General features: G+C 43.8%; 15 protein-coding genes, 1 tRNA gene, 3 rRNA genes, 1 other RNA gene and 1 other annotated feature. Of the genes, 18 read left to right on the top strand and 2 right to left on the bottom strand.

All coding sequences use genetic code 11. From position 1 onward, the window contains the following. Window positions 1-69 precede the first annotated feature (69 nt). The 4 genes from pdxS (at window position 70) to AUO94_RS08675 (ending at window position 4,128) form a co-directional block, all read left to right on the top strand. Entirely contained in the window at window positions 70-954 is an 885-nt protein-coding gene (pdxS, locus tag AUO94_RS08690; RefSeq protein ID WP_058383840.1) for a pyridoxal 5'-phosphate synthase lyase subunit PdxS, read from the top strand. A gap of 1 nt (window position 955) precedes the next feature. Further along, window positions 956-1,570 (top strand): pyridoxal 5'-phosphate synthase glutaminase subunit PdxT, encoded by a 615-nt coding sequence (pdxT, locus tag AUO94_RS08685; RefSeq protein ID WP_058383839.1) that lies wholly within the window; start codon window positions 956-958, stop codon window positions 1,568-1,570. An 11-nt stretch (window positions 1,571-1,581) separates the two neighbouring features. After that, window positions 1,582-1,788 (top strand) — a binding site (T-box leader). A 62-nt stretch (window positions 1,789-1,850) separates the two neighbouring features. Then, window positions 1,851-3,125, top strand: coding sequence for a serine--tRNA ligase (gene serS, locus AUO94_RS08680; RefSeq protein ID WP_058383838.1), 1,275 nt, complete (start codon window positions 1,851-1,853; stop codon window positions 3,123-3,125). Window positions 3,126-3,267: 142 nt separating this feature from the next. Continuing rightward, window positions 3,268-4,128, top strand: a complete 861-nt coding sequence (locus AUO94_RS08675) for an alpha/beta fold hydrolase (protein ID WP_058383837.1) — start codon at window positions 3,268-3,270, stop codon at window positions 4,126-4,128. 12 nt (window positions 4,129-4,140) lie between these two features. Here AUO94_RS08675 and tadA read toward each other — a convergent pair whose 3' ends face one another. After that, window positions 4,141-4,632 carry a tRNA adenosine(34) deaminase TadA gene (tadA, locus tag AUO94_RS08670; protein ID WP_149457279.1) on the bottom strand — a complete coding sequence of 164 codons (492 nt, stop codon included), beginning with the start codon at window positions 4,630-4,632 and terminating at the stop codon, window positions 4,141-4,143. A gap of 123 nt (window positions 4,633-4,755) precedes the next feature. On the opposite strand from tadA, the gene AUO94_RS08665 reads away from it, so the two are divergent. From AUO94_RS08665 to AUO94_RS08655, 3 genes are all read left to right on the top strand, one after another. Next, on the top strand, window positions 4,756-5,616 hold the full coding sequence (locus AUO94_RS08665) for a YitT family protein (protein ID WP_058383836.1): 861 nt from the start codon (window positions 4,756-4,758) through the stop codon (window positions 5,614-5,616). Window positions 5,617-5,711: 95 nt separating this feature from the next. After that, window positions 5,712-6,350, top strand: a complete 639-nt coding sequence (locus AUO94_RS08660; protein WP_058383835.1) for a deoxynucleoside kinase — start codon at window positions 5,712-5,714, stop codon at window positions 6,348-6,350. Continuing rightward, the gene (locus tag AUO94_RS08655; RefSeq protein WP_058383834.1) at window positions 6,347-7,015 is read left to right on the top strand and encodes a deoxynucleoside kinase; all 669 of its coding nucleotides are present in this window, start codon (window positions 6,347-6,349) and stop codon (window positions 7,013-7,015) included. Before AUO94_RS08660 ends, AUO94_RS08655 begins: the two co-directional genes overlap by 4 nt. Before the next feature lie 130 nt (window positions 7,016-7,145). Here AUO94_RS08655 and AUO94_RS08650 read toward each other — a convergent pair. Next, a tRNA-Ser gene (locus AUO94_RS08650) sits at window positions 7,146-7,238 on the bottom strand. Window positions 7,239-7,611: 373 nt separating this feature from the next. Here AUO94_RS08650 and ffs point away from each other — a divergent pair. From ffs to tmk, 11 genes are all read left to right on the top strand, one after another. Then, window positions 7,612-7,877, top strand: an RNA gene (gene ffs, locus AUO94_RS08645) — signal recognition particle sRNA large type. 163 nt (window positions 7,878-8,040) lie between these two features. Beyond that, a complete protein-coding gene (gene dnaX, locus AUO94_RS08640) occupies window positions 8,041-9,774 on the top strand; it encodes a DNA polymerase III subunit gamma/tau (protein WP_058383833.1) in 1,734 nt (577 codons plus the stop codon). 24 nt (window positions 9,775-9,798) lie between these two features. Continuing rightward, complete coding sequence (locus tag AUO94_RS08635; protein ID WP_410477420.1) at window positions 9,799-10,122, top strand: YbaB/EbfC family nucleoid-associated protein; 324 nt, start codon at window positions 9,799-9,801, stop codon at window positions 10,120-10,122. A 12-nt stretch (window positions 10,123-10,134) separates the two neighbouring features. Beyond that, a complete protein-coding gene (recR, locus tag AUO94_RS08630; protein ID WP_008497656.1) occupies window positions 10,135-10,731 on the top strand; it encodes a recombination mediator RecR in 597 nt (198 codons plus the stop codon). 551 nt (window positions 10,732-11,282) lie between these two features. After that, window positions 11,283-12,832: ribosomal RNA gene (locus AUO94_RS08625) — 16S ribosomal RNA — on the top strand. Window positions 12,833-13,030: 198 nt separating this feature from the next. Continuing rightward, window positions 13,031-15,963: ribosomal RNA gene (locus AUO94_RS08620) — 23S ribosomal RNA — on the top strand. A gap of 77 nt (window positions 15,964-16,040) precedes the next feature. Beyond that, window positions 16,041-16,156, top strand: a 5S ribosomal RNA gene (rrf, locus tag AUO94_RS08615). The 16S, 23S and 5S rRNA genes sit together here, the layout of an rRNA operon. A gap of 148 nt (window positions 16,157-16,304) precedes the next feature. Next, complete coding sequence (locus tag AUO94_RS08610) at window positions 16,305-17,747, top strand: aminotransferase class I/II-fold pyridoxal phosphate-dependent enzyme (RefSeq protein ID WP_058386804.1); 1,443 nt, start codon at window positions 16,305-16,307, stop codon at window positions 17,745-17,747. 50 nt (window positions 17,748-17,797) lie between these two features. Beyond that, window positions 17,798-19,324 (top strand): exopolyphosphatase, encoded by a 1,527-nt coding sequence (gene ppx / locus AUO94_RS08605; protein WP_058386803.1) that lies wholly within the window; start codon window positions 17,798-17,800, stop codon window positions 19,322-19,324. Between the two features lie 77 nt (window positions 19,325-19,401). After that, window positions 19,402-21,513: an RNA degradosome polyphosphate kinase gene (locus tag AUO94_RS08600; RefSeq protein WP_058386802.1), complete on the top strand. Its 2,112-nt coding sequence runs from the start codon at window positions 19,402-19,404 to the stop codon at window positions 21,511-21,513. A gap of 121 nt (window positions 21,514-21,634) precedes the next feature. Then, window positions 21,635-22,285: a dTMP kinase gene (tmk, locus tag AUO94_RS08595; protein WP_058386801.1), complete on the top strand. Its 651-nt coding sequence runs from the start codon at window positions 21,635-21,637 to the stop codon at window positions 22,283-22,285. The last annotated feature ends 51 nt before the right edge of the window (window positions 22,286-22,336 follow it).

Below are 22,336 nucleotides of genomic sequence, written 5' to 3'. Positions count from 1 at the left end.
TAACTGAGTCTTTTTATATGGTCAATCTCTATTATACTGAATTTATTAATGAATAGGGGGAATTAGTAAATGACTCAACATGGAACAAATCGTGTAAAAAGAGGAATGGCTGAAATGCAAAAAGGTGGCGTGATCATGGATGTGGTTAATGCAGAACAAGCACGTATTGCAGAAGCTGCAGGCGCAACGGCTGTCATGGCACTTGAGCGAGTGCCTTCTGATATTCGTAGAGACGGTGGAGTTGCACGTATGGCGGACCCACGTATCACAGAAGAAGTGATGAAAGCTGTATCGATTCCAGTGATGGCAAAAGCGCGTATTGGTCATATTGTGGAAGCGCGTATTTTAGAAGCGATGGGTGTCGATTATATCGATGAAAGTGAAGTGCTGACGCCAGCCGATGAAGAATTTCATTTATTAAAAAACCAATACACGGTTCCTTTTGTTTGCGGGTGTCGCAATTTAGGTGAAGCGGCACGCAGAATTGGTGAAGGCGCTTCGATGCTACGGACAAAAGGCGAACCGGGCACAGGAAATATCGTCGAAGCGGTCCGTCATTTGCGACAAGTAAATGCAGAAATCCGTAAAGTGGTTGCGATGAGCGAAGATGAATTAATGACAGAAGCGCGTAATTTAGGAGCTTCTTATGAGTTTTTAAAAGAAGTTAAAAGTTTAGGGCGTTTGCCGGTAGTTAATTTTGCAGCTGGCGGAATTGCCACACCTGCAGATGCTGCGTTAATGATGGAATTAGGAGCAGACGGTGTGTTTGTTGGATCAGGTATTTTCAAATCAGACAACCCTGAACGATTTGCACGTGCGATTGTGGAAGCGACGACACATTACCAAGATTACAAATTAATCGCTGAACTGTCAAAAGACCTGGGCATTGCAATGAAGGGCATTGAAATTTCAACCATTGCTGCCGGTGAACGTATGCAAGAGCGAGGGTGGTAACATGAAACGAGTGGGAGTTCTTGCGTTGCAAGGAGCTGTTCGTGAGCATATCAAGTCGGTTCAAGCGTGCGGAGCGGAAGCGATTGCTGTTAAATGGCCGAAAGATCTTGAAAATTTGGATGGCTTAATCTTACCGGGCGGAGAAAGTACGACGATGCGCCGTTTAATCGATCGTTATGGCTTGATGGAACCGTTAAGAGAGTTTGCGCAAACAGGAAAACCGATGTTTGGTACATGTGCTGGGTTGATTTTGCTTGCTGAAACAGTCGTTGGTAGCGACGATGCGCATTTAGGTGTGATGGACGTTACAGTGGAACGAAATTCGTTTGGTCGACAAGTGGATAGTTTTGAAGCACCGCTTGCGATTAAAGGTATTGATGGACCTTTTGAAGCCGTCTTTATCCGAGCGCCCCATATTGTTAGTGTCGGAGAAGAAACCGAAGTGTTATGCGTGCATAATGGCAAAATTGTGATGGCGAGAGATGGCCAATTTCTCGGATGTTCGTTCCATCCCGAATTGACCGACGATCACCGCATTACCGCTTATTTTTTAAGCATGATTCAAGACAAGTCAGACCTTCTCTTGCCAAACCCATCAACTTATAGTAAAGTATGATTAATTTAAAAGACGAAACGTTGATGGGAATTAGTAAAATGACTGTTTTTCCAAAGAGAGCCGGTGGTTGGTGCGAACCGGTGAAAAACACATTTGAATCCACCCCGGAGTTGCATGGCGAAAAAAGCCATTGCCGGTTTTAATGCCGTTATGTGATGAAGAGGATTGGCTTTTGCCGATCAATCAGGGTGGCAACGCGGGTAGCTCTCGTCCCTTTACCAAGGGATGGGGGCTATTTTTGTTGTCTTTTTTTGTTATTAAAACTTGAGGAGGAAACGGTATGTTAGATATTCGTTTTGTACGTGCCAATTTTGAAGAAGTAAAAACAAAGCTTGCGAAGCGTGGAGAAGATATTTCCGTGCTTGATGATTTTGAAGGGTTAGATGTAAAACGTCGCGAATTGATTGCGCAAACTGAAAAGTTAAAAGCAGAGCGCAACGAAGCGTCTCAAAATATCGCAGCGATGAAACGTGCAAAAGAAAATGCAGACGAAGCCATTACAAAAATGCGTGAAGTTGGCGATCAAATCAAAGTGATTGATGAAGAGTTAAAAGCAGTTGAAGAAAGCTTGCACTATATTATGATGCGTGTTCCAAATATTCCGCACGATAGCGTGCCGTTTGGCGATTCTGAAGATGATAATGAAGAAATCCGCACATGGGGCGACAAGCCTGCATTTGACTTTGACGTTAAGCCACACTGGGATTTAGGAACGGATTTAAACATCATTGATTTTGAACGCGCAGCGAAAGTAACGGGCAGCCGGTTTGTCTTTTACCGTGGACTTGGTGCTCGCTTAGAACGCGCATTGATCAACTTTATGATGGACCTCCACCAAGAAGAGCATGGCTATGAAGAAATGTTGCCTCCTTATATGGTTAACCGCGAAAGCTTGACAGGCACTGGCCAATTGCCGAAGTTTGAAGAAGATGCATTCTTGATTGAGAAAGAGGATTATTTCCTCATTCCGACTTCTGAAGTACCGGTAACTAACTTTTACCGTGATGAAATTTTAACGGCAGATATGTTGCCACAAGCCTTTGCGTCTTATAGCGCGAATTTCCGCTCTGAAGCGGGTTCTGCAGGGCGTGACACACGTGGGTTAATCAGACAGCACCAATTCAATAAAGTGGAGCTCGTACGCTTTGTAAAGCCAGAGGATTCTTATGATGAACTAGAGAAATTGACCGGACATGCGGAAAAAGTACTTCAGCTTTTAGGGTTGCCGTACCGCGTATTGAAGATGTGTACCGCCGATTTAGGATTTACAGCTGCCAAGAAATACGATATTGAAGTATGGATTCCAAGCCAAGAAACATATCGTGAAATTTCTTCTTGTAGTAATTTTGAAGATTTCCAAGCAAGACGTGCAAATATTAAATTCCGTCGTGAAGCGACAGGCAAGCCAGAATTTGTTCATACATTGAACGGCAGCGGACTAGCCATTGGTCGTACAGTAGCAGCCTTGCTTGAAAATTATCAGCAACAAGACGGTTCAATCAACATTCCAGAAGTATTGCAGCCTTATATGGGTGGCAAAAAGACTATTGGATAAAGTAGCTTTCATTTTTTCTTCACGGCTTTTAAGCAGTGGAGCGATTTAATAAAAAGACTCAAAAGCAATTTTGCTTTTGAGTCTTTTTTTAGAGAAAAAGGGTAAAGAGAAGTTAAGGAATCTGAGCGAAGGAGTTGTTTTTATGGAAAACCTAAGCTTTCAAATTATAGAAACAAACGGTATCCATCTTCATATAGCTGTAGCGGGACCAGCAAATGGACCGTTAGTTATCTTGTTGCATGGCTTTCCGGAATTTTGGTTTGGTTGGAAAAATCAAATTCAACCTTTAGCAGAAAAAGGGTACCGGGTCGTGGCGCCTGACCAGCGCGGCTATAATTTGAGCGATAAGCCAAAAGGAATCGATAATTACACCGTGGATTATTTACGTGATGATGTGATTGGCATCATTGAGCACTTTCAAAAAAAGACAGCTATTATTATCGGACATGACTGGGGCGGAGCAGTAGCTTGGCATTTGGCAGCCACGCGACCCGAGTATGTGGAAAAATTGATTGTCTTGAACATCCCACATCCCAAAGCCATGCCAAAAGTACTCAAAAAAAATCCACTACAATGGATGAAGAGTGCCTACATTGCGTTTTTTCAGTTACCTAACCTGCCTGAGAAGGCTCTTGGCATGAGGGAATTTAAAGCTATGCAGCAAGGAATTGAACAGTCTAGCAAGCCGACTGCTTTTTCAAAAGACGAACTTGAACTATACAAAGCAGCGTGGTCACAGTCTGATGCATTAACAGCGATGCTCAATTGGTACCGGGCAATCCGGAGAGGCAGCTTTAGGCAAGTGCCGGATACGAAAATCAAAGTACCAGTCCGCATTATTTGGGGAGTGGGCGATCAGTTTCTGTCACCTATGCTGGCAAAGGAAAGCATGTCTTTTTGCGAAGAAGTCAATTTGGCCTTTGTCGGAGAAGCAACGCATTGGATTCAACACGAGCAACCGGAGATTGTTAATCACTTGATTGTTCAATTCATTAACGAATAAAAGCGGAAGACCCTATAACTGGGTTTTCCGCTTTTGCTTCTTGGCTTCTCGAAGATTTCGGAAAAACTGCGTTAGCAGCTGTCCACATTCTTCAGCAAGAACGTTTTCGGTTACTTGGCATTGATGATTAAAGCGCTCATCATTCAGCAAACGGTACAAGGAATCTACACTGCCCGCTTTCGCATCGCGCGCGCCATAAACAACGTGGGGAATCCGAGACTGCAAAATGGCACCTGCACACATGGGGCAAGGCTCTAACGTAACGTAAATCTTTGTGTCTTCGAGTCGCCAGTTGCCGAGATGCAGACAAGCTTCTTGTATAGCTAGTAGTTCGGCGTGTGTTACAGCGTTTTGTGTCGTTTCACGTAAGTTGTGTGCACGCGCAATAACTTGGTCTTTGTAAACAATAACAGCACCAATGGGTACTTCTCCTTTTGCTCCTGCTTTATTGGCTTCGTCAATCGCCATATTCATGTAATAATGATCTTTTTCCATCCCGTTCATGATGCATCGCTCCTTAAATCTAGTGTATCATTTTCTACCAATTAAAAAAGTCGAGCAGACAAAAATCATTGAACAGCGTAAACTAAAGAAATTAGCTACTAAACAGTGAGGGGTGTTCGAAGAATGAAACAACATAAAAAAGAAAAACCTCTTCATTTTACTCTACGATTTGTTTTTATTTTTATTGGAGCTACGTTGGCGGCGGCAGCTATTGAATTATTTTTAGTTCCGAATTCGATTATTGATGGTGGTATTATTGGCGTTTCTTTAATCTTGAACTATTTAACGGTTGTTCCTTTTGGCGTATTGATGGTCGCAATCAATTTGCCGTTCCTTTATTTTGGTTATAAGCATATTGGTCGTAACTTTTTTGTCTCTTCTATTTTTGCTATTGTGACCCTAGCGTTAATAGCAATTCCGATGCATAAAATCGAACCTTTTGTGGGAGATCCACTTCTTGCTACAATATTTGGCGGGTTACTTCTTGGTGTGGGGGTTGGACTGGTCATTCGGAACGGTGGCGCACTTGATGGAACCGAGATTCTCGGGATTTTATTGACGAAAAAATTACCGTTTTCCATTGGTGAGTTTGTTATGTTTTTCAATGTCTTTATCTTTGGATGGGCTGCTTTTGTTCTTGGACTGGAGCAAGCGATGTATTCGGTTTTGACGTACTATATTGCTTCTAAAACGATTGATGTGGTCATTCAAGGTCTTGAAGATACAAAAGCCGTACTAATTGTATCAGAAGAATACGAAGAAATTGGTTCAGCGATTAATGATCGTCTTGGTCGAAGCTTTACTAAGCTGCATGGTCAAGGAGGCTATTTGAATACTCCTAAAGATGTTATTTATGTGGTAGTTACTCGTCTGGAACTAACCAAGCTCAAACAAATTGTCACAGATGTTGATTCGAAAGCCTTTTTAACGATTATGGACACTCAAGAAGTTCACGGGGCAACCTTTAAAAAACCGATTCATTAATAAAGCCTTCGATTTTCTGCTCTACTTTTCGCTTGAGTGGTGTGTTAAAATAAATGGCATTGCAATTTACTTGAAACCAAAAAGGAGGACTTCGCATGCCGGTACCATTCATCACGGTAGAAGGTCCGATTGGTGTAGGCAAAACGTCGCTGACGAAAGCGCTCGCCGATCAAAATCAATTTCAGTTGTTAAAAGAAATTGTTGACGAAAACCCATTTTTAAATAAATTCTACGAAGATATAGAAGAGTGGAGCTTCCAAACAGAGATGTTCTTCTTATGTAATCGCTATAAACAGTTGGCGGACATCCAGAAGAAATTTATTTCAAAGCGGGAACCAGTCGTAGCAGATTATCACATTTTCAAAAACCTCATCTTTGCTAAGCGTACATTGCCAGCGGCAGAATATGCTAAATACGAAGCCATCTATAAAATTCTGACGGTGGATATGCCAAAACCGAACATGGTCATTTATTTACATGCTAGCTTGGATACCTTAATGAAGCGTATCAAGTTACGAGGTAGAGAATTTGAACAGATGATTACGCCGGAATACATGCAACAGCTAGCAGCTGACTATCACGAATTTATCGAACGTTTTGAACGCGAGCATCCGGAAATTCCTGTATTGCGCTTTAATGGAGATGAAATCGATTTTGTTCAAAACGATGACGATTTGCAGCTTATTTTGGATAAAGTGGATGGAACTTTACAAAAAAGGAGTTTGACTTTATGAATTTACGTGAAAAATATGGCATTCCACAGAATGCGGTAATTACAATAGCGGGTACAGTAGGTGTCGGGAAGTCAACGATGACTAAAGCTTTAGCGGATGCATTGCAATTCCGAACGTCTTTTGAAAATGTTGATACCAACCCGTATTTAGATTTGTTTTACAATGATTTTGAGAAATGGAGTTTCCATTTGCAAATCTATTTCCTGGCAGAGCGTTTTAAAGAACAAAAGCGGATGTTTGAATATGGCGGAGGTTTTATTCAAGACCGTTCGATTTATGAAGATACCGGGATTTTTGCGAAAATGCATTGGGATAAAGGCACGATGAACAATGTAGATTACGAAACCTACACAAATCTGTTTGAAGCGATGGTCATGACGCCTTATTTCCCGCATCCAGATTTATTGATTTACTTGGAAGGATCGATTGAGGATATCCTTTCACGTATTCAAGAGCGTGGACGTGCTATGGAGCAACAGACACCAGTAGATTACTGGCTAGAGATGCACCAGCGCTATGAGAGTTGGATCAATTCCTTTAATGGGTGCCCCGTACTGCGTTTAAATATCAATGACTACGATCTTCTGACAAATCCGGAGTGTTCGGAACAAATTGTTGAACGCATTGGTGGTTTTATGCAACAAGCTTCAATTCTTCGCAAATAAACAAATCCCTTGAGCTCAGGCTTAAGGGATTTTTCGTATTTCCCGGGAAATACGAAAGATACAAAAAAACCGGAAAGCCTAAGCTTTCCGGTTTGCTATATCGAAGTTATAAATTAGTTGGATTAAAAAATGGAGGAGGAAGAGGGATTCGAACCCCCGCGGGATTTGACTCCCCTGTCGGTTTTCAAGACCGATCCCTTCAGCCAAACTTGGGTATTCCTCCGTATCAGACAAGAACTAATTTATCATGGATGAACAATAGCTGTCAACCGTTTTTCAGTTCTTTTTAATTTATTCATCTAAAAATGTGAGATATGAGTAGTAGTACGGGTAAGGATTAATCGTTATTTCGTGTTTTACCTCTTCAGATTCCTAAGTATTTACGCAGTAGAGGTAACTTAATTATATGAGAAAAATCCAAGGAATCGTGATCGTGGTGCCCTGAACAACACGCTTTGTTGCAAGCGTTGGATAGACGCTGGTATCTTTGGTTTGGCTCATATCGTATTTCTACATCAATTGAGTTCAAAAGAAATTATCGTCAAAGGAAGGTTACGGATTGATTTTTTTGTGATTCATTTGTATACTAGTAAATGCCGTGCTAGGTGGGAAGATAGCGGTGTCCTGTAACCTGCAATCCGCTTTAGCAGGACTGAATTCCTTTCTGAGGCTGTTTGTATGTAAGGTCTGCCTCTTGCACGTAGTGTTGACATCTGGGTCCTGCGCAATGGGATCCCATGAACCATGTCAGGTCCGGAAGGAAGCAGCATTAAGTGGAATATTCCATGTGCCGCGGGATCGCCTAGATCGAGCCAGCGACAAGGGTAACGCTTATGTACAGCAGTCGAAGAAAGGTGCACGGCAATAATCGTAAATTCAAACCTGTCCGCTCTTGCAGCGGACAGGTTTTTTATTGTTCTGTTCGTAAAATCCGTGTATATGAAGCAGGGAAACGTTCAGAAAAAACGAGCTTTTATGCTATAATGATAGGATGAAAAACAGATTAGTTAAAAGGAGAGAATAAGTTGGCGTATCAAGCTTTTTACCGTGTTTACAGACCGCAGTCCTTTTCTGAAATGACAGGTCAAACGCATGTCAAACAAACCCTCCAAAATGCTCTCCTTTACAATAAGACAACACATGCTTATTTGTTCTCAGGGCCAAGGGGGACAGGGAAGACCAGTGCCGCTAAAATATTTGCCAAAGCATTAAACTGCGAACAAGCTCCTGCTTCGGAACCGTGCAACGAGTGTGCTTCTTGCAAGAGTATTAACGAGGGATCGAATACGGATGTTATTGAATTTGATGCAGCGTCTAATTCACGTGTAGAAGAAATGCGAGAAATCATTGAAAAGGTTCGTTTTTCACCAGCAAATTCGCGGTTTAAAATTTACATCATTGATGAAGTGCATATGTTATCAAACAGTGCCTTTAATGCGTTATTAAAAACATTAGAAGAACCACCAGAACATGTAGTTTTCATTTTGGCGACGACTGAACCGCATAAATTGCCACTGACTATTATTTCTCGTTGCCAGCGCTTTGATTTCAAATCACATACACAAATTGATATTGTGGCACGTATGGTCGAAGTCTTAACAGATGCTGAAATTCCGTACAATGAGCAAGTGCTTAAACTTATTGCACAAGCGGCTGCAGGTGGAATGCGTGATGCATTGAGTCTATTAGATCAAGTGGTATCGTTTAGTGGCGATGAAATGACGATTGAAGATGCTTTGTTAGTTACAGGTTCTGTTAGTCAGGATGTATTTTATGGCATTGCCGAAGCATTACTCGCTAAGGATGTCGGAAAATCGTTAACATTGTTAGAACAATTGGTACGCGATGGCAAAGATCCTGTTCGCTTGGTTGAAGATTTTATTACCTTTTATCGTGATTTGCTGTTGATCCAAACGGCTCCAGATCTTCATGATATGTTGGAGTTGGTCACGCATGAACCGCGATTTGAAGAGTTGGCCAATCGATTTGAACCGGCAACATTGTACACGTGGATTGATATTTTATCTAAAACGCAACAAGAAATGCGTTTTTCAAATCATACCAAAATCTATATGGAAACAGCTTTATTGAAAATGGCTCAAGCAGATGTACCGGTTCAAAGCGGGGCTTCTGCAGTATCGCCCGAGCTAGAAGCAAAAGTGATCCAGTTGGAAAATTTAGTACGCGAGCTACAACAACAGGTTAAAAATGGCGTAGCTAATGGTGCGCAAGCAGCACCGGCTGAGCAGAAAAAACGTCAGCGCGTTCAAAGTAGCTTTAAAATACCGACAGGACGTATTCAAGACGTCTTGAAAAATGCCACTAAAGTGGATATACAAGCGATTAAAACCAATTGGGCAACAGTCATGAGCCAATTGCAGCGATCGCATTCAGCTTTATTGAATGATGCGGAGCCAGTAGCAGCCTCAGCGGATGCATTTGTGTTAAAATTCAAGTATGATATTCATTGCCAGATGGCTTCTGACAATCAGACCTTTGCTGCTACATTTAGTCAATTGCTGGAGCAGTACGCAGGCAAAGCGTATACGCCGGTTTTTGTTCCGGACGTCAGTTGGCTGAAAATCCGTGAAGAGTTTATTAAGAAAAGTGGATTGAAGGCGGGCACTGAAGAAAAACAGTCAGAGTCTGAAGAAGAAAATCCGTTTTCGGGTGAAGGAGCAGTAGCGGAAGAAGATCCGTTTGTTTCAGAAGCTGAACGGCTTTTCGGAAAAGACTTTGTCGAAGTTCATGACGACTAAAATGAAAATTCTAAGGAGGAACTAATTATGCGCGGTGGAGGAAATATGCAAGGTATGATGAAACAAATGCAGAAAATGCAAAAAGAGATGGCAGTTGCCCAAGAAGAACTTGGAACTTTAAAGTTTGAAGGAACAGCAGGTGGTGGCATGGTTAAAGCTACTGTGTCCGGTCATAAAGAAGTGTTGGATATCGTACTTGATCCTACAGTAGTAGATCCAGAAGATATTGAAATGCTGCAGGACTTACTGGTTGTAGCAACAAATGACGCATTTAAAAAAGCGGACGATCACGCGAATTCCACAATGGGGAAATTCACGAAGGGCTTGAACATGCCAGGAATGTTCTAGGAGGCAATAACGATGCATTATCCAGAACCTATTTCGAAATTAATGGAGAGTTTTATGAAACTGCCAGGGATTGGGCCGAAAACAGCGGCCCGTCTGGCGTTTTTTGTGCTCGGAATGAAAGAGGACACAGTGCTTGATTTTGCTAAAGCCTTGGTGGATGCGAAACGGAACTTAAGCTTTTGCTCGGTGTGCGGCCATATTACGGATGTAGATCCATGTCATATTTGCCAAGATCAGCAACGTGACCGCACGACGATTTGCGTAGTACAAGATCCGAAAGATGTCATTGCGATGGAGAAAATGCGTGATTACAAAGGTTTGTATCATGTTTTACAAGGGGCAATTTCTCCGATGGATGGTATTGGTCCGGAAGATATTAACGTGCCGTCTTTGCTGAAACGTCTTCAAGATGAAGAAGTAGAAGAATTGATATTAGCGACAAACCCGACAATTGAGGGAGAAGCGACAGCGATGTATATCTCTCGACTCGTAAGACCATCAGGAATCAAAACGACTCGGATTGCACATGGACTGCCAGTAGGTGGCGATTTGGAATACGCTGATGAAGTGACTTTATCGAAAGCGTTAGAAGGGCGACGTGAGCTCTAATACAGCAACAGCTATCAGGAACTGCCAGTTTTCGCTTCTGAAAAAATGGAAAATATTCTGATTTATTATGTTCTTCATATAATTATTGAGAAAAGAAAGCTTGTTGGTAATAGAGAAGCAAAAGAAAGAAGTCGAGTAGAATGGCTTTTGATAGCTAGTTTTTCGATTTCTTTTTTTATGCTCTTCTATAGAAGGAAAAGATAATTCAAAGAAGAATGTTTTATAAATATAATTTTATTTGCCAAAAGTGTTGACAGTCTGAAGTTTATGCTTTAGTATCATAGGAGTCGTAAAGAACGACAACAATAACACAAACAATACAACAACTTGAACCTTGAAAACTGAACAGCAAAACGTCAACGAAAGACGTCACGAGCACTTCGGTGCGAGAACGGCTTTTGCGAAGTTTGCCTTATGGCAATCAGAGTGAAGTTGTTTTCCTTCTCGGTGTTCGTGACTACAACTTACTGATCAGCATCACGCAGATCAAAGCGAATCGTGCGTCTTCGGACGGCGATACGCCAGCAGTATTGAGCAATCAACACTACTCTATAATGGAGAGTTTGATCCTGGCTCAGGACGAACGCTGGCGGCGTGCCTAATACATGCAAGTCGAGCGGAACTTTGGGAGCTTGCTCCCATTGTTTAGCGGCGGACGGGTGAGTAACACGTGGGCAACCTGCCCTGCAGATCGGGATAACTCCGGGAAACCGGTGCTAATACCGAATAGTTTGCGGCCTCTCCTGAGGCTGTACGGAAAGACGGTTTCGGCTGTCACTGCAGGATGGGCCCGCGGCGCATTAGCTAGTTGGTGGGGTAATGGCCTACCAAGGCGACGATGCGTAGCCGACCTGAGAGGGTGATCGGCCACACTGGGACTGAGACACGGCCCAGACTCCTACGGGAGGCAGCAGTAGGGAATCTTCCGCAATGGACGAAAGTCTGACGGAGCAACGCCGCGTGAGTGACGAAGGTTTTCGGATCGTAAAACTCTGTTGTGAGGGAAGAACAAGTACCAAGTAACTACTGGTACCTTGACGGTACCTCACCAGAAAGCCACGGCTAACTACGTGCCAGCAGCCGCGGTAATACGTAGGTGGCAAGCGTTGTCCGGAATTATTGGGCGTAAAGCGCGCGCAGGCGGTTCCTTAAGTCCGATGTGAAAGCCCACGGCTCAACCGTGGAGGGTCATTGGAAACTGGGGAACTTGAGTGCAGAAGAGGAAAGTGGAATTCCATGTGTAGCGGTGAAATGCGTAGAGATGTGGAGGAACACCAGTGGCGAAGGCGACTTTCTGGTCTGTAACTGACGCTGAGGCGCGAAAGCGTGGGGAGCAAACAGGATTAGATACCCTGGTAGTCCACGCCGTAAACGATGAGTGCTAAGTGTTAGGGGGTTTCCGCCCCTTAGTGCTGCAGCTAACGCATTAAGCACTCCGCCTGGGGAGTACGGCCGCAAGGCTGAAACTCAAAGGAATTGACGGGGGCCCGCACAAGCGGTGGAGCATGTGGTTTAATTCGAAGCAACGCGAAGAACCTTACCAGGTCTTGACATCCCACTGACCGGTGTAGAGATACGCTTTTCCCTTCGGGGACAGTGGTGACAGGTGGTGCATGGTTGTCGTCAGCTCGTGTCGTGAGATGTTGGGTTAAGTCCCGCAACGAGCGCAACCCTTGATCTTAGTTGCCAGCATTCAGTTGGGCACTCTAAGGTGACTGCCGGTGACAAACCGGAGGAAGGTGGGGATGACGTCAAATCATCATGCCCCTTATGACCTGGGCTACACACGTGCTACAATGGACGGTACAAAGGGCTGCAACCCCGCGAGGGCAAGCCAATCCCAGAAAACCGTTCTCAGTTCGGATTGCAGGCTGCAACTCGCCTGCATGAAGCCGGAATCGCTAGTAATCGTGGATCAGCATGCCACGGTGAATACGTTCCCGGGCCTTGTACACACCGCCCGTCACACCACGAGAGTTTGTAACACCCGAAGTCGGTGAGGTAACCCTTGTGGAGCCAGCCGCCGAAGGTGGGACAGATGATTGGGGTGAAGTCGTAACAAGGTAGCCGTATCGGAAGGTGCGGCTGGATCACCTCCTTTCTAAGGATAAATTCGGAACCGAGCTTGGCTCGGGGTTGACGTTTTGCGTTCAGTTTTGAAGGTTCACCTTCAGGCGGCAACGCCTTTTTTTGTGACTTTCACTCTTGTTCTTTGAAAACTGGATAAAACGACATTGAAACAAATGCAAGTAATTCAAGTACGCGTGACGATTTCGTCACAACTTTTTAATTAACCAGTGGTTAAGTTAGAAAGGGCGCACGGTGGATGCCTTGGCACTAGGAGCCGAAGAAGGACGGCACTAACACCGATATGCTTCGGGGAGCTGTAAGTGAGCTGTGATCCGGAGATTTCCGAATGGGGGAACCCACTGCCTTTAATCGGGTAGTATCCATGTGTGAATCTATAGCACATGAGAAGGCAGACCCAGGGAACTGAAACATCTAAGTACCTGGAGGAAGAGAAAGCAAATGCGATTCCCTGAGTAGCGGCGAGCGAAACGGGATCAGCCCAAACCAAGAGGCTTGCCTCTTGGGGTTGTAGGACACTCTATACGGAGTTACAAAAGATAGGATTAGGCGAAGCGACCTGGAACGGTCCGCCGCAGCGGGTAACAGCCCCGTAGCCGAAAACCCTATCCCTCCAGAGTGGATCCTGAGTACGGCGGAACACGTGAAATTCCGTCGGAATCTGGGAGGACCATCTCCCAAGGCTAAATACTTCCTAGTGACCGATAGTGAACCAGTACCGTGAGGGAAAGGTGAAAAGCACCCCGGAAGGGGAGTGAAATAGATCCTGAAACCGTGTGCCTACAAGTAGTCAAAGCCCGTTAATGGGTGATGGCGTGCCTTTTGTAGAATGAACCGGCGAGTTACGATTGCATGCAAGGTTAAGCTGAGAAGGCGGAGCCGCAGCGAAAGCGAGTCTGAATAGGGCGACAGAGTATGCAGTTGTAGACCCGAAACCAGGTGATCTACCCATGTCCAGGGTGAAGGTAAGGTAACACTTACTGGAGGCCCGAACCCACGCACGTTGAAAAGTGCGGGGATGAGGTGTGGGTAGCGGAGAAATTCCAATCGAACCTGGAGATAGCTGGTTCTCTCCGAAATAGCTTTAGGGCTAGCCTCAAGATTGAGAATCCTGGAGGTAGAGCACTGTTTGGACTAGGGGCCCATCCCGGGTTACCGAATTCAGACAAACTCCGAATGCCAGTGATTTATGCTTGGGAGTCAGACTGCGAGTGATAAGATCCGTAGTCAAGAGGGAAACAGCCCAGACCACCAGCTAAGGTCCCCAAATATCCGTTAAGTGGAAAAGGATGTGGCGTTGCTTAGACAACCAGGATGTTGGCTTAGAAGCAGCCATCATTTAAAGAGTGCGTAATAGCTCACTGGTCGAGTGACACTGCGCCGAAAATGTACCGGGGCTAAACGGATTACCGAAGCTGTGGATGGATCTCGTTAGAGATCCGTGGTAGGAGAGCGTTCTAAGGGCGTTGAAGTCAGACCGGAAGGACTGGTGGAGCGCTTAGAAGTGAGAATGCCGGTATGAGTAACGAAAGACGGGTGAGAATCCCGTCCACCGAATGCCTAAGGTTTCCTGAGGAAGGCTCGTCCGCTCAGGGTTAGTCGGGACCTAAGTCGAGGCCGATAGGCGTAGACGATGGACAACAGGTTGATATTCCTGTACCACCTCCCCGCCGTTTGAGCAATGGGGGGACGCAGAAGGATAAGGAGAGCGTGCCGTTGGTTGTGCACGTCCAAGCAGTGAGGCGTGAAATGAGGCAAATCCCATTTCTAATACGTTGAGCTGTGACGGCAAGAGGGTTTACCCTTGAGTCCCTGATTTCACACTGCCAAGAAAAGCCTCTAGCGAGGCGGGAGGTGCCCGTACCGCAAACCGACACAGGTAGGCGAGAAGAGAATTCTAAGGTGAGCGAGTGAACTCTCGTTAAGGAACTCGGCAAAATGACCCCGTAACTTCGGGAGAAGGGGTGCTCTGGTAGGGTGAATAGCCCGAGAGAGCCGCAGTGAATAGGCCCAGGCGACTGTTTAGCAAAAACACAGGTCTCTGCAAAACCGTAAGGTGACGTATAGGGGCTGACGCCTGCCCGGTGCTGGAAGGTTAAGAGGAGTGCTTAGCGCAAGCGAAGGTGCGAATTGAAGCCCCAGTAAACGGCGGCCGTAACTATAACGGTCCTAAGGTAGCGAAATTCCTTGTCGGGTAAGTTCCGACCCGCACGAAAGGCGTAACGATCTGGGCACTGTCTCAACGAGAGACTCGGTGAAATTATAGTACCTGTGAAGATGCAGGTTACCCGCGACAGGACGGAAAGACCCCGTGGAGCTTTACTGTAGCCTGATATTGAATTTTGGTGCAACTTGTACAGGATAGGTAGGAGCCTGAGATTCCGGAGCGCTAGCTTCGGAGGAGGCGTCAGTGGGATACTACCCTGGTTGTATTGAAATTCTAACCCACAAGCCTGATCGGCTTGGGAGACAGTGTCAGGCGGGCAGTTTGACTGGGGCGGTCGCCTCCTAAAGAGTAACGGAGGCGCCCAAAGGTTCCCTCAGAATGGTTGGAAATCATTCGTAGAGTGTAAAGGCAGAAGGGAGCTTGACTGCGAGACGTACAGGTCGAGCAGGGTCGAAAGACGGGCTTAGTGATCCGGTGGTTCCGCATGGAAGGGCCATCGCTCAACGGATAAAAGCTACCCCGGGGATAACAGGCTTATCTCCCCCAAGAGTCCACATCGACGGGGAGGTTTGGCACCTCGATGTCGGCTCATCGCATCCTGGGGCTGTAGTCGGTCCCAAGGGTTGGGCTGTTCGCCCATTAAAGCGGTACGCGAGCTGGGTTCAGAACGTCGTGAGACAGTTCGGTCCCTATCCGTCGCGGGCGCAGGAAATTTGAGAGGAGCTGTCCTTAGTACGAGAGGACCGGGATGGACACACCGCTGGTGTACCAGTTGTTCTGCCAAGGGCATCGCTGGGTAGCTATGTGTGGCCGGGATAAGTGCTGAAAGCATCTAAGCACGAAGCCCCCCTCAAGATGAGATTTCCCATTGCGCAAGCAAGTAAGATCCCTCAAAGACGATGAGGTAGATAGGTTCGAGGTGGAAGCGTAGCGATACGTGCAGCTGACGAATACTAATCGATCGAGGACTTAACCAACACATTGTATGCGAAAAACTTGCTTGTTTCACCTGTCGTTTATCCAGTTTTGAGTGAACAAACACTCAACCAAATAGTCCAGTGATGATGGCAAAGAGGCCACACCCGTTCCCATCCCGAACACGGCAGTTAAGCTCTTTTGCGCTGATGGTAGTTGGGGGTTTCCCCCTGTGAGAGTAAGACGTCGCTGGGCACATGAAAAAAGTCGTTACCGATTCCGGTAGCGGCTTTTTTGTATGGAAAAAATTAATAACATAGTTAGGCTATTCAGGCTCCGACTCACCGTTCTTGGCTGGAGTTGCTATAATGAAAGTAATTAATCAATGTGAGGATGAAAATTTATGACGCAACGACGCCCAATCGTAGATGCATTAATCCAATTTCAAAAAAGACAGCCTGTTTCTTTTCATGTACCCGGCCATAAGCATGGGATTTTATCAGGATTACCAGAAGAAATCCAATCAGCACTGTCCTACGACGTGACGGAACTGTCAGATTTGGATGATCTGCATTATCCACAAGGCATCATTCAAGAAGCGCAGCTTTTATTGGCGGAGGCTTATGGAGCGAAAAGGAGCTTCTTGTTGGTAAACGGCTCGACTGTAGGAAATTTGGCCATGGTTCATGCAGCGTGTGAAGAAGGGGATGTCGTTATTGTTCAGCGCAATTCGCATAAGTCCATTTTTCATGCACTGGAGCTTGCATGCGTGCGTCCAGTTTACGTTTCACCACAATGGGACGAAGAGTCTATGACGGCCGCTGCGGTCTCTCTTAACGCAATAGAATCAGCGCTAGAGGAATATCCGGAAGCAAAGGCAGTCGTGCTGACCTATCCCAATTACTACGGAATTGTATCCCGAGAGCTTGCTGCTATTATTTCTCTGTGCCACGAGAAAAACATTGCGGTTTTAGTAGACGAAGCGCACGGTGCTCATTTTCAAGTAGGATTACCGTTCCCGACTTCAGCTTTAGAATTAGGTGCAGATGTAGTAGTCCAGTCAGCGCATAAAACCTTGCCAGCGATGACAATGGGATCATTTTTGCATATGGGTAGTGACCGCATAAATGTAAAAAAAATTCAAAAATATTTGCGAATGTATCAATCAAGCAGTCCGTCTTATTTGATCCTGGCTTCTTTGGATGATGCACGCTCATATCTTCAAAACTATTCGCAACCGGATATCCGAATGTTTAATGAAAAGCGCGATCGCTTTCTTAGCAGCTTGCGTATGATTCCACATCTAACAGTGGTGGAGTCCGGTGACCCATTGAAAATTATGATGCGAGTAGATCATCATAGTGGCTATCAATTAAAACAAAAACTAGAGCAAGTTGGAATCGAAGTGGAATTGGCTGATCTTTTTCAAGTGCTCCTAATTTTACCATTGTTAAAGCAGTGGCATACTTACCCGTTTGCAGAAATTCGTAGTCGTTTAAAAGAAGCTATATCAATGCTTGAAGATGAAGAAAGGCAAGAAACAAAATTAGGACTAACAAAATTCGTCGATGTAACGGTTCCGGAATTGTCTTTTGAAGAAATTGATGTGGCGGACCAAGAGTGGGTTTCGTATACACAAGTGATTGGTCGAATTGCTGCAGGTATGGTGATTCCATATCCACCCGGAATTCCACTCATAGTCGCTGGTGAAAAGTGGACATTGGCCAAAGTGGAAGAGTTGATGAATCATCTGGCTTCAAATGCGCAAATTCAAGGAGATCATCGTTTAGAGTCTAAGCAATTATCGGTACTTCAACAAGGAGATCCAGTAATAAGTAAGGGATAGAGGGTATACTGTACTATCATTTTAAATAGAGTAGGATGAGGGGGATTTTCATGGCTCAAGAAAAATACGCAATTATTGATATTGGTTCAAATACCATCCGACTTGTTATCTATACACGAGACAAAAGTGGTCGTTTTACTGAAAGTGAGAACGTGAAGGCCGTGGCTCGTCTCCGCAGCTACTTGAACGAAGAAAATATTTTAGAACAAGAAGGAATCGATATACTAATCAAGACCCTGAAAAGTTTTCAAGGAGTTACGCGCCATCATCAACTTGAAGCTATCAAATGTGTGGCTACAGCAGCAGTTCGTCAAGCAGTAAATCAAGATGACATTATAAAGGCAGTACAGAGCGAAACCGACTTTTCAATCCGTATCCTTTCTGAATTTGAAGAAGCGAATTATGGATACCTAGCAGTCGTCAACTCGACACCATTTACTAGTGGCATCACGGTAGATATCGGTGGAGGTAGTACAGAGATTACGTACTTTAAGAATCGCCAGCTGATTTACTTTTATAGTTTTCCATTTGGTGTGTTGTCCTTGAAAGAGCAATTTATTGAAGGGGATATGCCGACAAAAGAGGAATTGCGTGAGTTACGATCGTTTTTAAAAGAACAGTTTGATCAGTTAGAATGGCTAAATGACAAACGCTTACCGCTGATTGGAATTGGAGGAAGTGCTCGAAATTTAGCACAAATCCATCAGGAGCACATTGAATACCCATTTTCTGGCGTTCATCAATATGTCATGAGTAAAGACGATGTTGAGGACATTAACGAGTTGTTCAATTCTCTTGAGTTTTCGGAATTGCAGCGACTAGAGGGATTATCAAAGGATCGTGCGGATATTATCATTCCAGCTGTAGAAGTATTTCGTTACTTAATGGAATTGATTGATACAAAGCAGTTTGCTCTTAGTAGAAAAGGGTTGCGAGATGGTGTTTTCTATGAAGAGACGACCAAGGGCTTCGATTTATCCGTATTCCCAAATGTCGTGGAAGAAAGTTTCCATGAGCTGGCTGTCGATTATGACATTAATTTAACACATGCATTTCATGTCAGCACGAGTGCAATGCTAATTTCAAAAGAGCTAGAGAAATTGGGCTTGTTATCGTTGGACGAGCAGGATGACAAACGCTTAAAGTTAAGCAGCGCCTTATATAATTTGGGCAGTTACATCGATTCAGAATCGAGTCACCAGCATACATTTTATCTATTGAGTAACAGGACCATTGATGGCTTGCTTCATAAAGAACGAGTCATTATCGCATTGATGGCTTCGTTTAAAAATCGAAATGTCTTTAAGCGCAATGTGGCTCTTTACGAAGAGTGGTTTACCAAAGATGAATTAGCCAAATACACGCTGCTCGGAGCTATTATTAAAGTGGCTTATAGTTTAAATGCGACGAAACGAGACATTGTGGAGACGATCGCAGTAGAAGAAAAAGATGACGTGCTTGTTTTTTCTGTTCACTGTCGTGAAGACTGGAAACCGGAGCAATACCAAGTAGAAAAACAGAAAAAGCATGTGGAAAAACAACTGAAAAAATCAGTAGAATTTAAATTTGATAGCTAATCAATCGTTTAAAGGTGAATCTCATTTTAGTACAAGGGATAGTCTGAATAAAATATAAGTAAAAAGGAGATTCAAAATTGGAGACGCAGAAAAAAAAGAACGTCGAACTCAAAAATCCGGCTTATTATAATAATCGTGAGTTGAGCTGGCTTGCTTTTAATGAACGTGTTCTACAAGAAGCATTCGATAAAAAAAATCCTTTACTTGAACGGCTTAAATTTTTGGCGATTTTCAGCTCTAATTTAGATGAATTTTTTATGGTTCGTGTAGCAGGTTTGCAGGATCAAGTGAAAGTTGGATTTACGAAGCCTGAAAATAAAGCTGGAATGACCCCTAAGCAACAACTAAATGAAATCGCAAAAAAGACTCATCAGCTTGTCGAGTTACAATATGAAGCTTTACAAAACACGTTATTGCCAAAGCTTCAAAAAGAGCATGTGGAATTTGTGAAAACAGCAGACTTAGACACCAATCAGTTGGACGAATTAGAACGATACTTTGAAGAATATATTTTTCCAGTACTGACGCCTATGGCCATCGATGCTTATCGAACTTTTCCAATGCTGTTGAACAAAAGCATCAACTTAGCGGTGAGGTTGGAAGACGAGGAAAAAAGAGACGAAGAAGGACAGAAAATTGCCATCGTTCAAGTTCCTGCTGTATTAGAACGATTTGTCCGTTTACAGTCAGAGAAAGGCAGTTTAAAATTTGTTTTGTTAGAAGACGTTATTAGTTTCTTTATTCGCAAGCTTTTTCATGGCTTTAAAGTAGTATCGGTATCGGTGTTTCGGATTACCCGTAATGCCGATATGACCATTCACGAAGAAGGCGCGCGCGACTTGCTGAAGGAAATTGAAGAGGAACTCCGTAAACGAAAATGGGGAGCGGCTGTCCGTCTGGAAATTCAACAACCTGGATTTGATGACGTTATTTTAGACTACTTGACAGACGAGTTAGAGGTCGATAAAAAAGATGTCTACTTCATTGAAGGTTTTTTAGATGTAACGGTTTTTTTCAACTTTTATAAACAGATGGCCCCTACTTGGGAGCAGTTGGTTTTTGAAGGAAAGGTATCGCAGCTGCCGGTAGGAATGGAAACTGGCAAACAAATTTTTCAAAAAATTAGCGAGCAAGACGTTTTTCTTCATCACCCATACGAATCCTTTGAGCCCGTCGTTCAATTTATTTCAGAAGCTGCAGATGATCCGAACGTACTGGCGATCAAACAAACTTTATACCGTGTTAGCGGAGATTCACCAGTTATCAAGGCATTAAAAAGAGCGGCAGAAAATGGCAAGCAAGTAACGGTGCTAGTAGAATTAAAAGCGCGTTTTGATGAGGAAAACAATGTGCAATGGGCAAAAGAGCTGGAGAAAGCAGGATGTCATGTTATTTACGGCATGACTCACTTGAAAACCCACAGTAAAATCACGCTAGTAGTCCGAAAAAAAGAAGATAAAATTGAACGCTTTGTTCATTTAGGTACGGGGAATTACAATGACCAAACGGCTAAAATCTATACTGATATGAGTTTGTTCACGTCGAAAAGACAGTTCGGAATTGATGCGACTAATTTTTTCAACTATTTGAGCGGCTATACGGAAAAACCTGAGTTCCATTATTTATCGGTAGCGCCTTTTACAATTCGTACAGACATTATTGACTTGATTGATGCTGAAATCCGCTTTCAAAAAAAGCATGGAACCGGTCGGATTATAGCGAAGATGAACTCATTGACAGACAAACTCATTATTATGAAACTGTATGAAGCATCGAATGCTGGAGTGAAGGTCGAGTTAATCGTCAGAGGAATTTGCTGTTTACGACCAGGTATTTCAGATGTCAGCGAAAATATTCAAGTACGAAGCATTGTAGGGAGCTTATTGGAACATAGCCGCATCTATTTTTTCAATCATAACGGCAAAGAAAAGACGTTTTTATCCTCAGCTGATATGATGACGCGGAATTTGAACAACCGTATCGAAATTTTGTTTCCAATAGTTGATGAAACGATTAAAAAACAAGTTAAAACCATACTTGAATTGGGACTTGCGGACAATGTTAAAGCGAGAAGGCAGGATGCGACTGGTGTATATCATTACGTATCACGAAAAAATGATGAGCCGGCAATAGATAGCCAAAAAGAGTTATTCCGAAGAGCTTATCAAGTGGCAGAAGATGAAGAATAAAGCTGTTGTTTAGTTATATCGTCATTACTGGTCACTATAAAAGGAGTACTTTTTCGTGTATAGTATAAAGAGCTCAAAACAGCAACTGAAGATTAATTTCATGAAATAAGGTGAATAGGAAATGAGTTATTTGATCAATCTGGAAGGCGGAGAGGGATCAGGCAAGTCGACGGTCTTAAAAATGCTAGCAGATGCACTAATAGAAAAAGGATTTTCCGTTGTCTGCACAAGAGAACCAGGAGGCATTGATATTGCCGAACAAATCCGTGAGGTCATTTTAAATCGACAAAACACTGCGATGGATGCGCGAACAGAAGCTTTGCTATATGCTGCAGCGAGAAGACAGCATTTAGTTGAAAAAATTATTCCCGCACTTGAAGCAGGAAGCATCGTTTTATGTGATCGTTACATCGATTCAAGTCTCGCGTACCAAGGCTATGCACGAGGAATCGGGATGGAAGAAATTTTTGCTATCAACAAATTCGCCATTGATGCGTACATGCCAGATTTAACTCTTTACTTTGACGTTAATCCGAAAGTAGGGATGGCCCGTATTGAAAAGGATGCACACCGGGAAATAAATCGACTAGATGTAGAGTCGATGAAGTTCCATTATAAAGTAAGAGAAGGTTACCTTTTGCTATTGAGTCAAAATCCAGAGCGTATTCGCTTGATCAATGCGGAAAATGAGCTAGAGAACGTTTTTTCAGATGCATTAGAAACAGCTATACGATTTATAGAAGAACGGCAAACGGCAGTTGATCCTTCTTGAGGAGCAGCTGTTTTTTTGTCAAACAGCTGTAAAGATGTACAGCGCGTAGCT

Source organism: Planococcus kocurii (assembly GCF_001465835.2).
In the GTDB taxonomy this organism is placed as follows: Bacteria; Bacillota; Bacilli; order Bacillales_A; family Planococcaceae; genus Planococcus; species Planococcus kocurii.
This window is presented reverse-complemented; position numbering and strand designations above follow the sequence as displayed.

Bases quoted from the DNA above. Each gene is read 5' to 3' on its own strand.
- AUO94_RS08675 (WP_058383837.1), top strand. From the start codon at position 3,268: ATGGAAAACCTAAGCTTTCAAATTATAGAAACAAACGGTATCCATCTT.
- pdxT (WP_058383839.1), top strand. From the start codon at position 956: ATGAAACGAGTGGGAGTTCTTGCGTTGCAAGGAGCTGTTCGTGAGCAT.
- pdxS (WP_058383840.1), top strand. From the start codon at position 70: ATGACTCAACATGGAACAAATCGTGTAAAAAGAGGAATGGCTGAAATG.
- AUO94_RS08655 (WP_058383834.1), top strand. From the start codon at position 6,347: ATGAATTTACGTGAAAAATATGGCATTCCACAGAATGCGGTAATTACA.
- ppx (WP_058386803.1), top strand. From the start codon at position 17,798: ATGGCTCAAGAAAAATACGCAATTATTGATATTGGTTCAAATACCATC.
- AUO94_RS08610 (WP_058386804.1), top strand. From the start codon at position 16,305: ATGACGCAACGACGCCCAATCGTAGATGCATTAATCCAATTTCAAAAA.
- recR (WP_008497656.1), top strand. From the start codon at position 10,135: ATGCATTATCCAGAACCTATTTCGAAATTAATGGAGAGTTTTATGAAA.
- AUO94_RS08660 (WP_058383835.1), top strand. From the start codon at position 5,712: ATGCCGGTACCATTCATCACGGTAGAAGGTCCGATTGGTGTAGGCAAA.
- tadA (WP_149457279.1), bottom strand. From the start codon at position 4,632: ATGAACGGGATGGAAAAAGATCATTATTACATGAATATGGCGATTGAC.
- tmk (WP_058386801.1), top strand. From the start codon at position 21,635: ATGAGTTATTTGATCAATCTGGAAGGCGGAGAGGGATCAGGCAAGTCG.
- AUO94_RS08665 (WP_058383836.1), top strand. From the start codon at position 4,756: ATGAAACAACATAAAAAAGAAAAACCTCTTCATTTTACTCTACGATTT.
- serS (WP_058383838.1), top strand. From the start codon at position 1,851: ATGTTAGATATTCGTTTTGTACGTGCCAATTTTGAAGAAGTAAAAACA.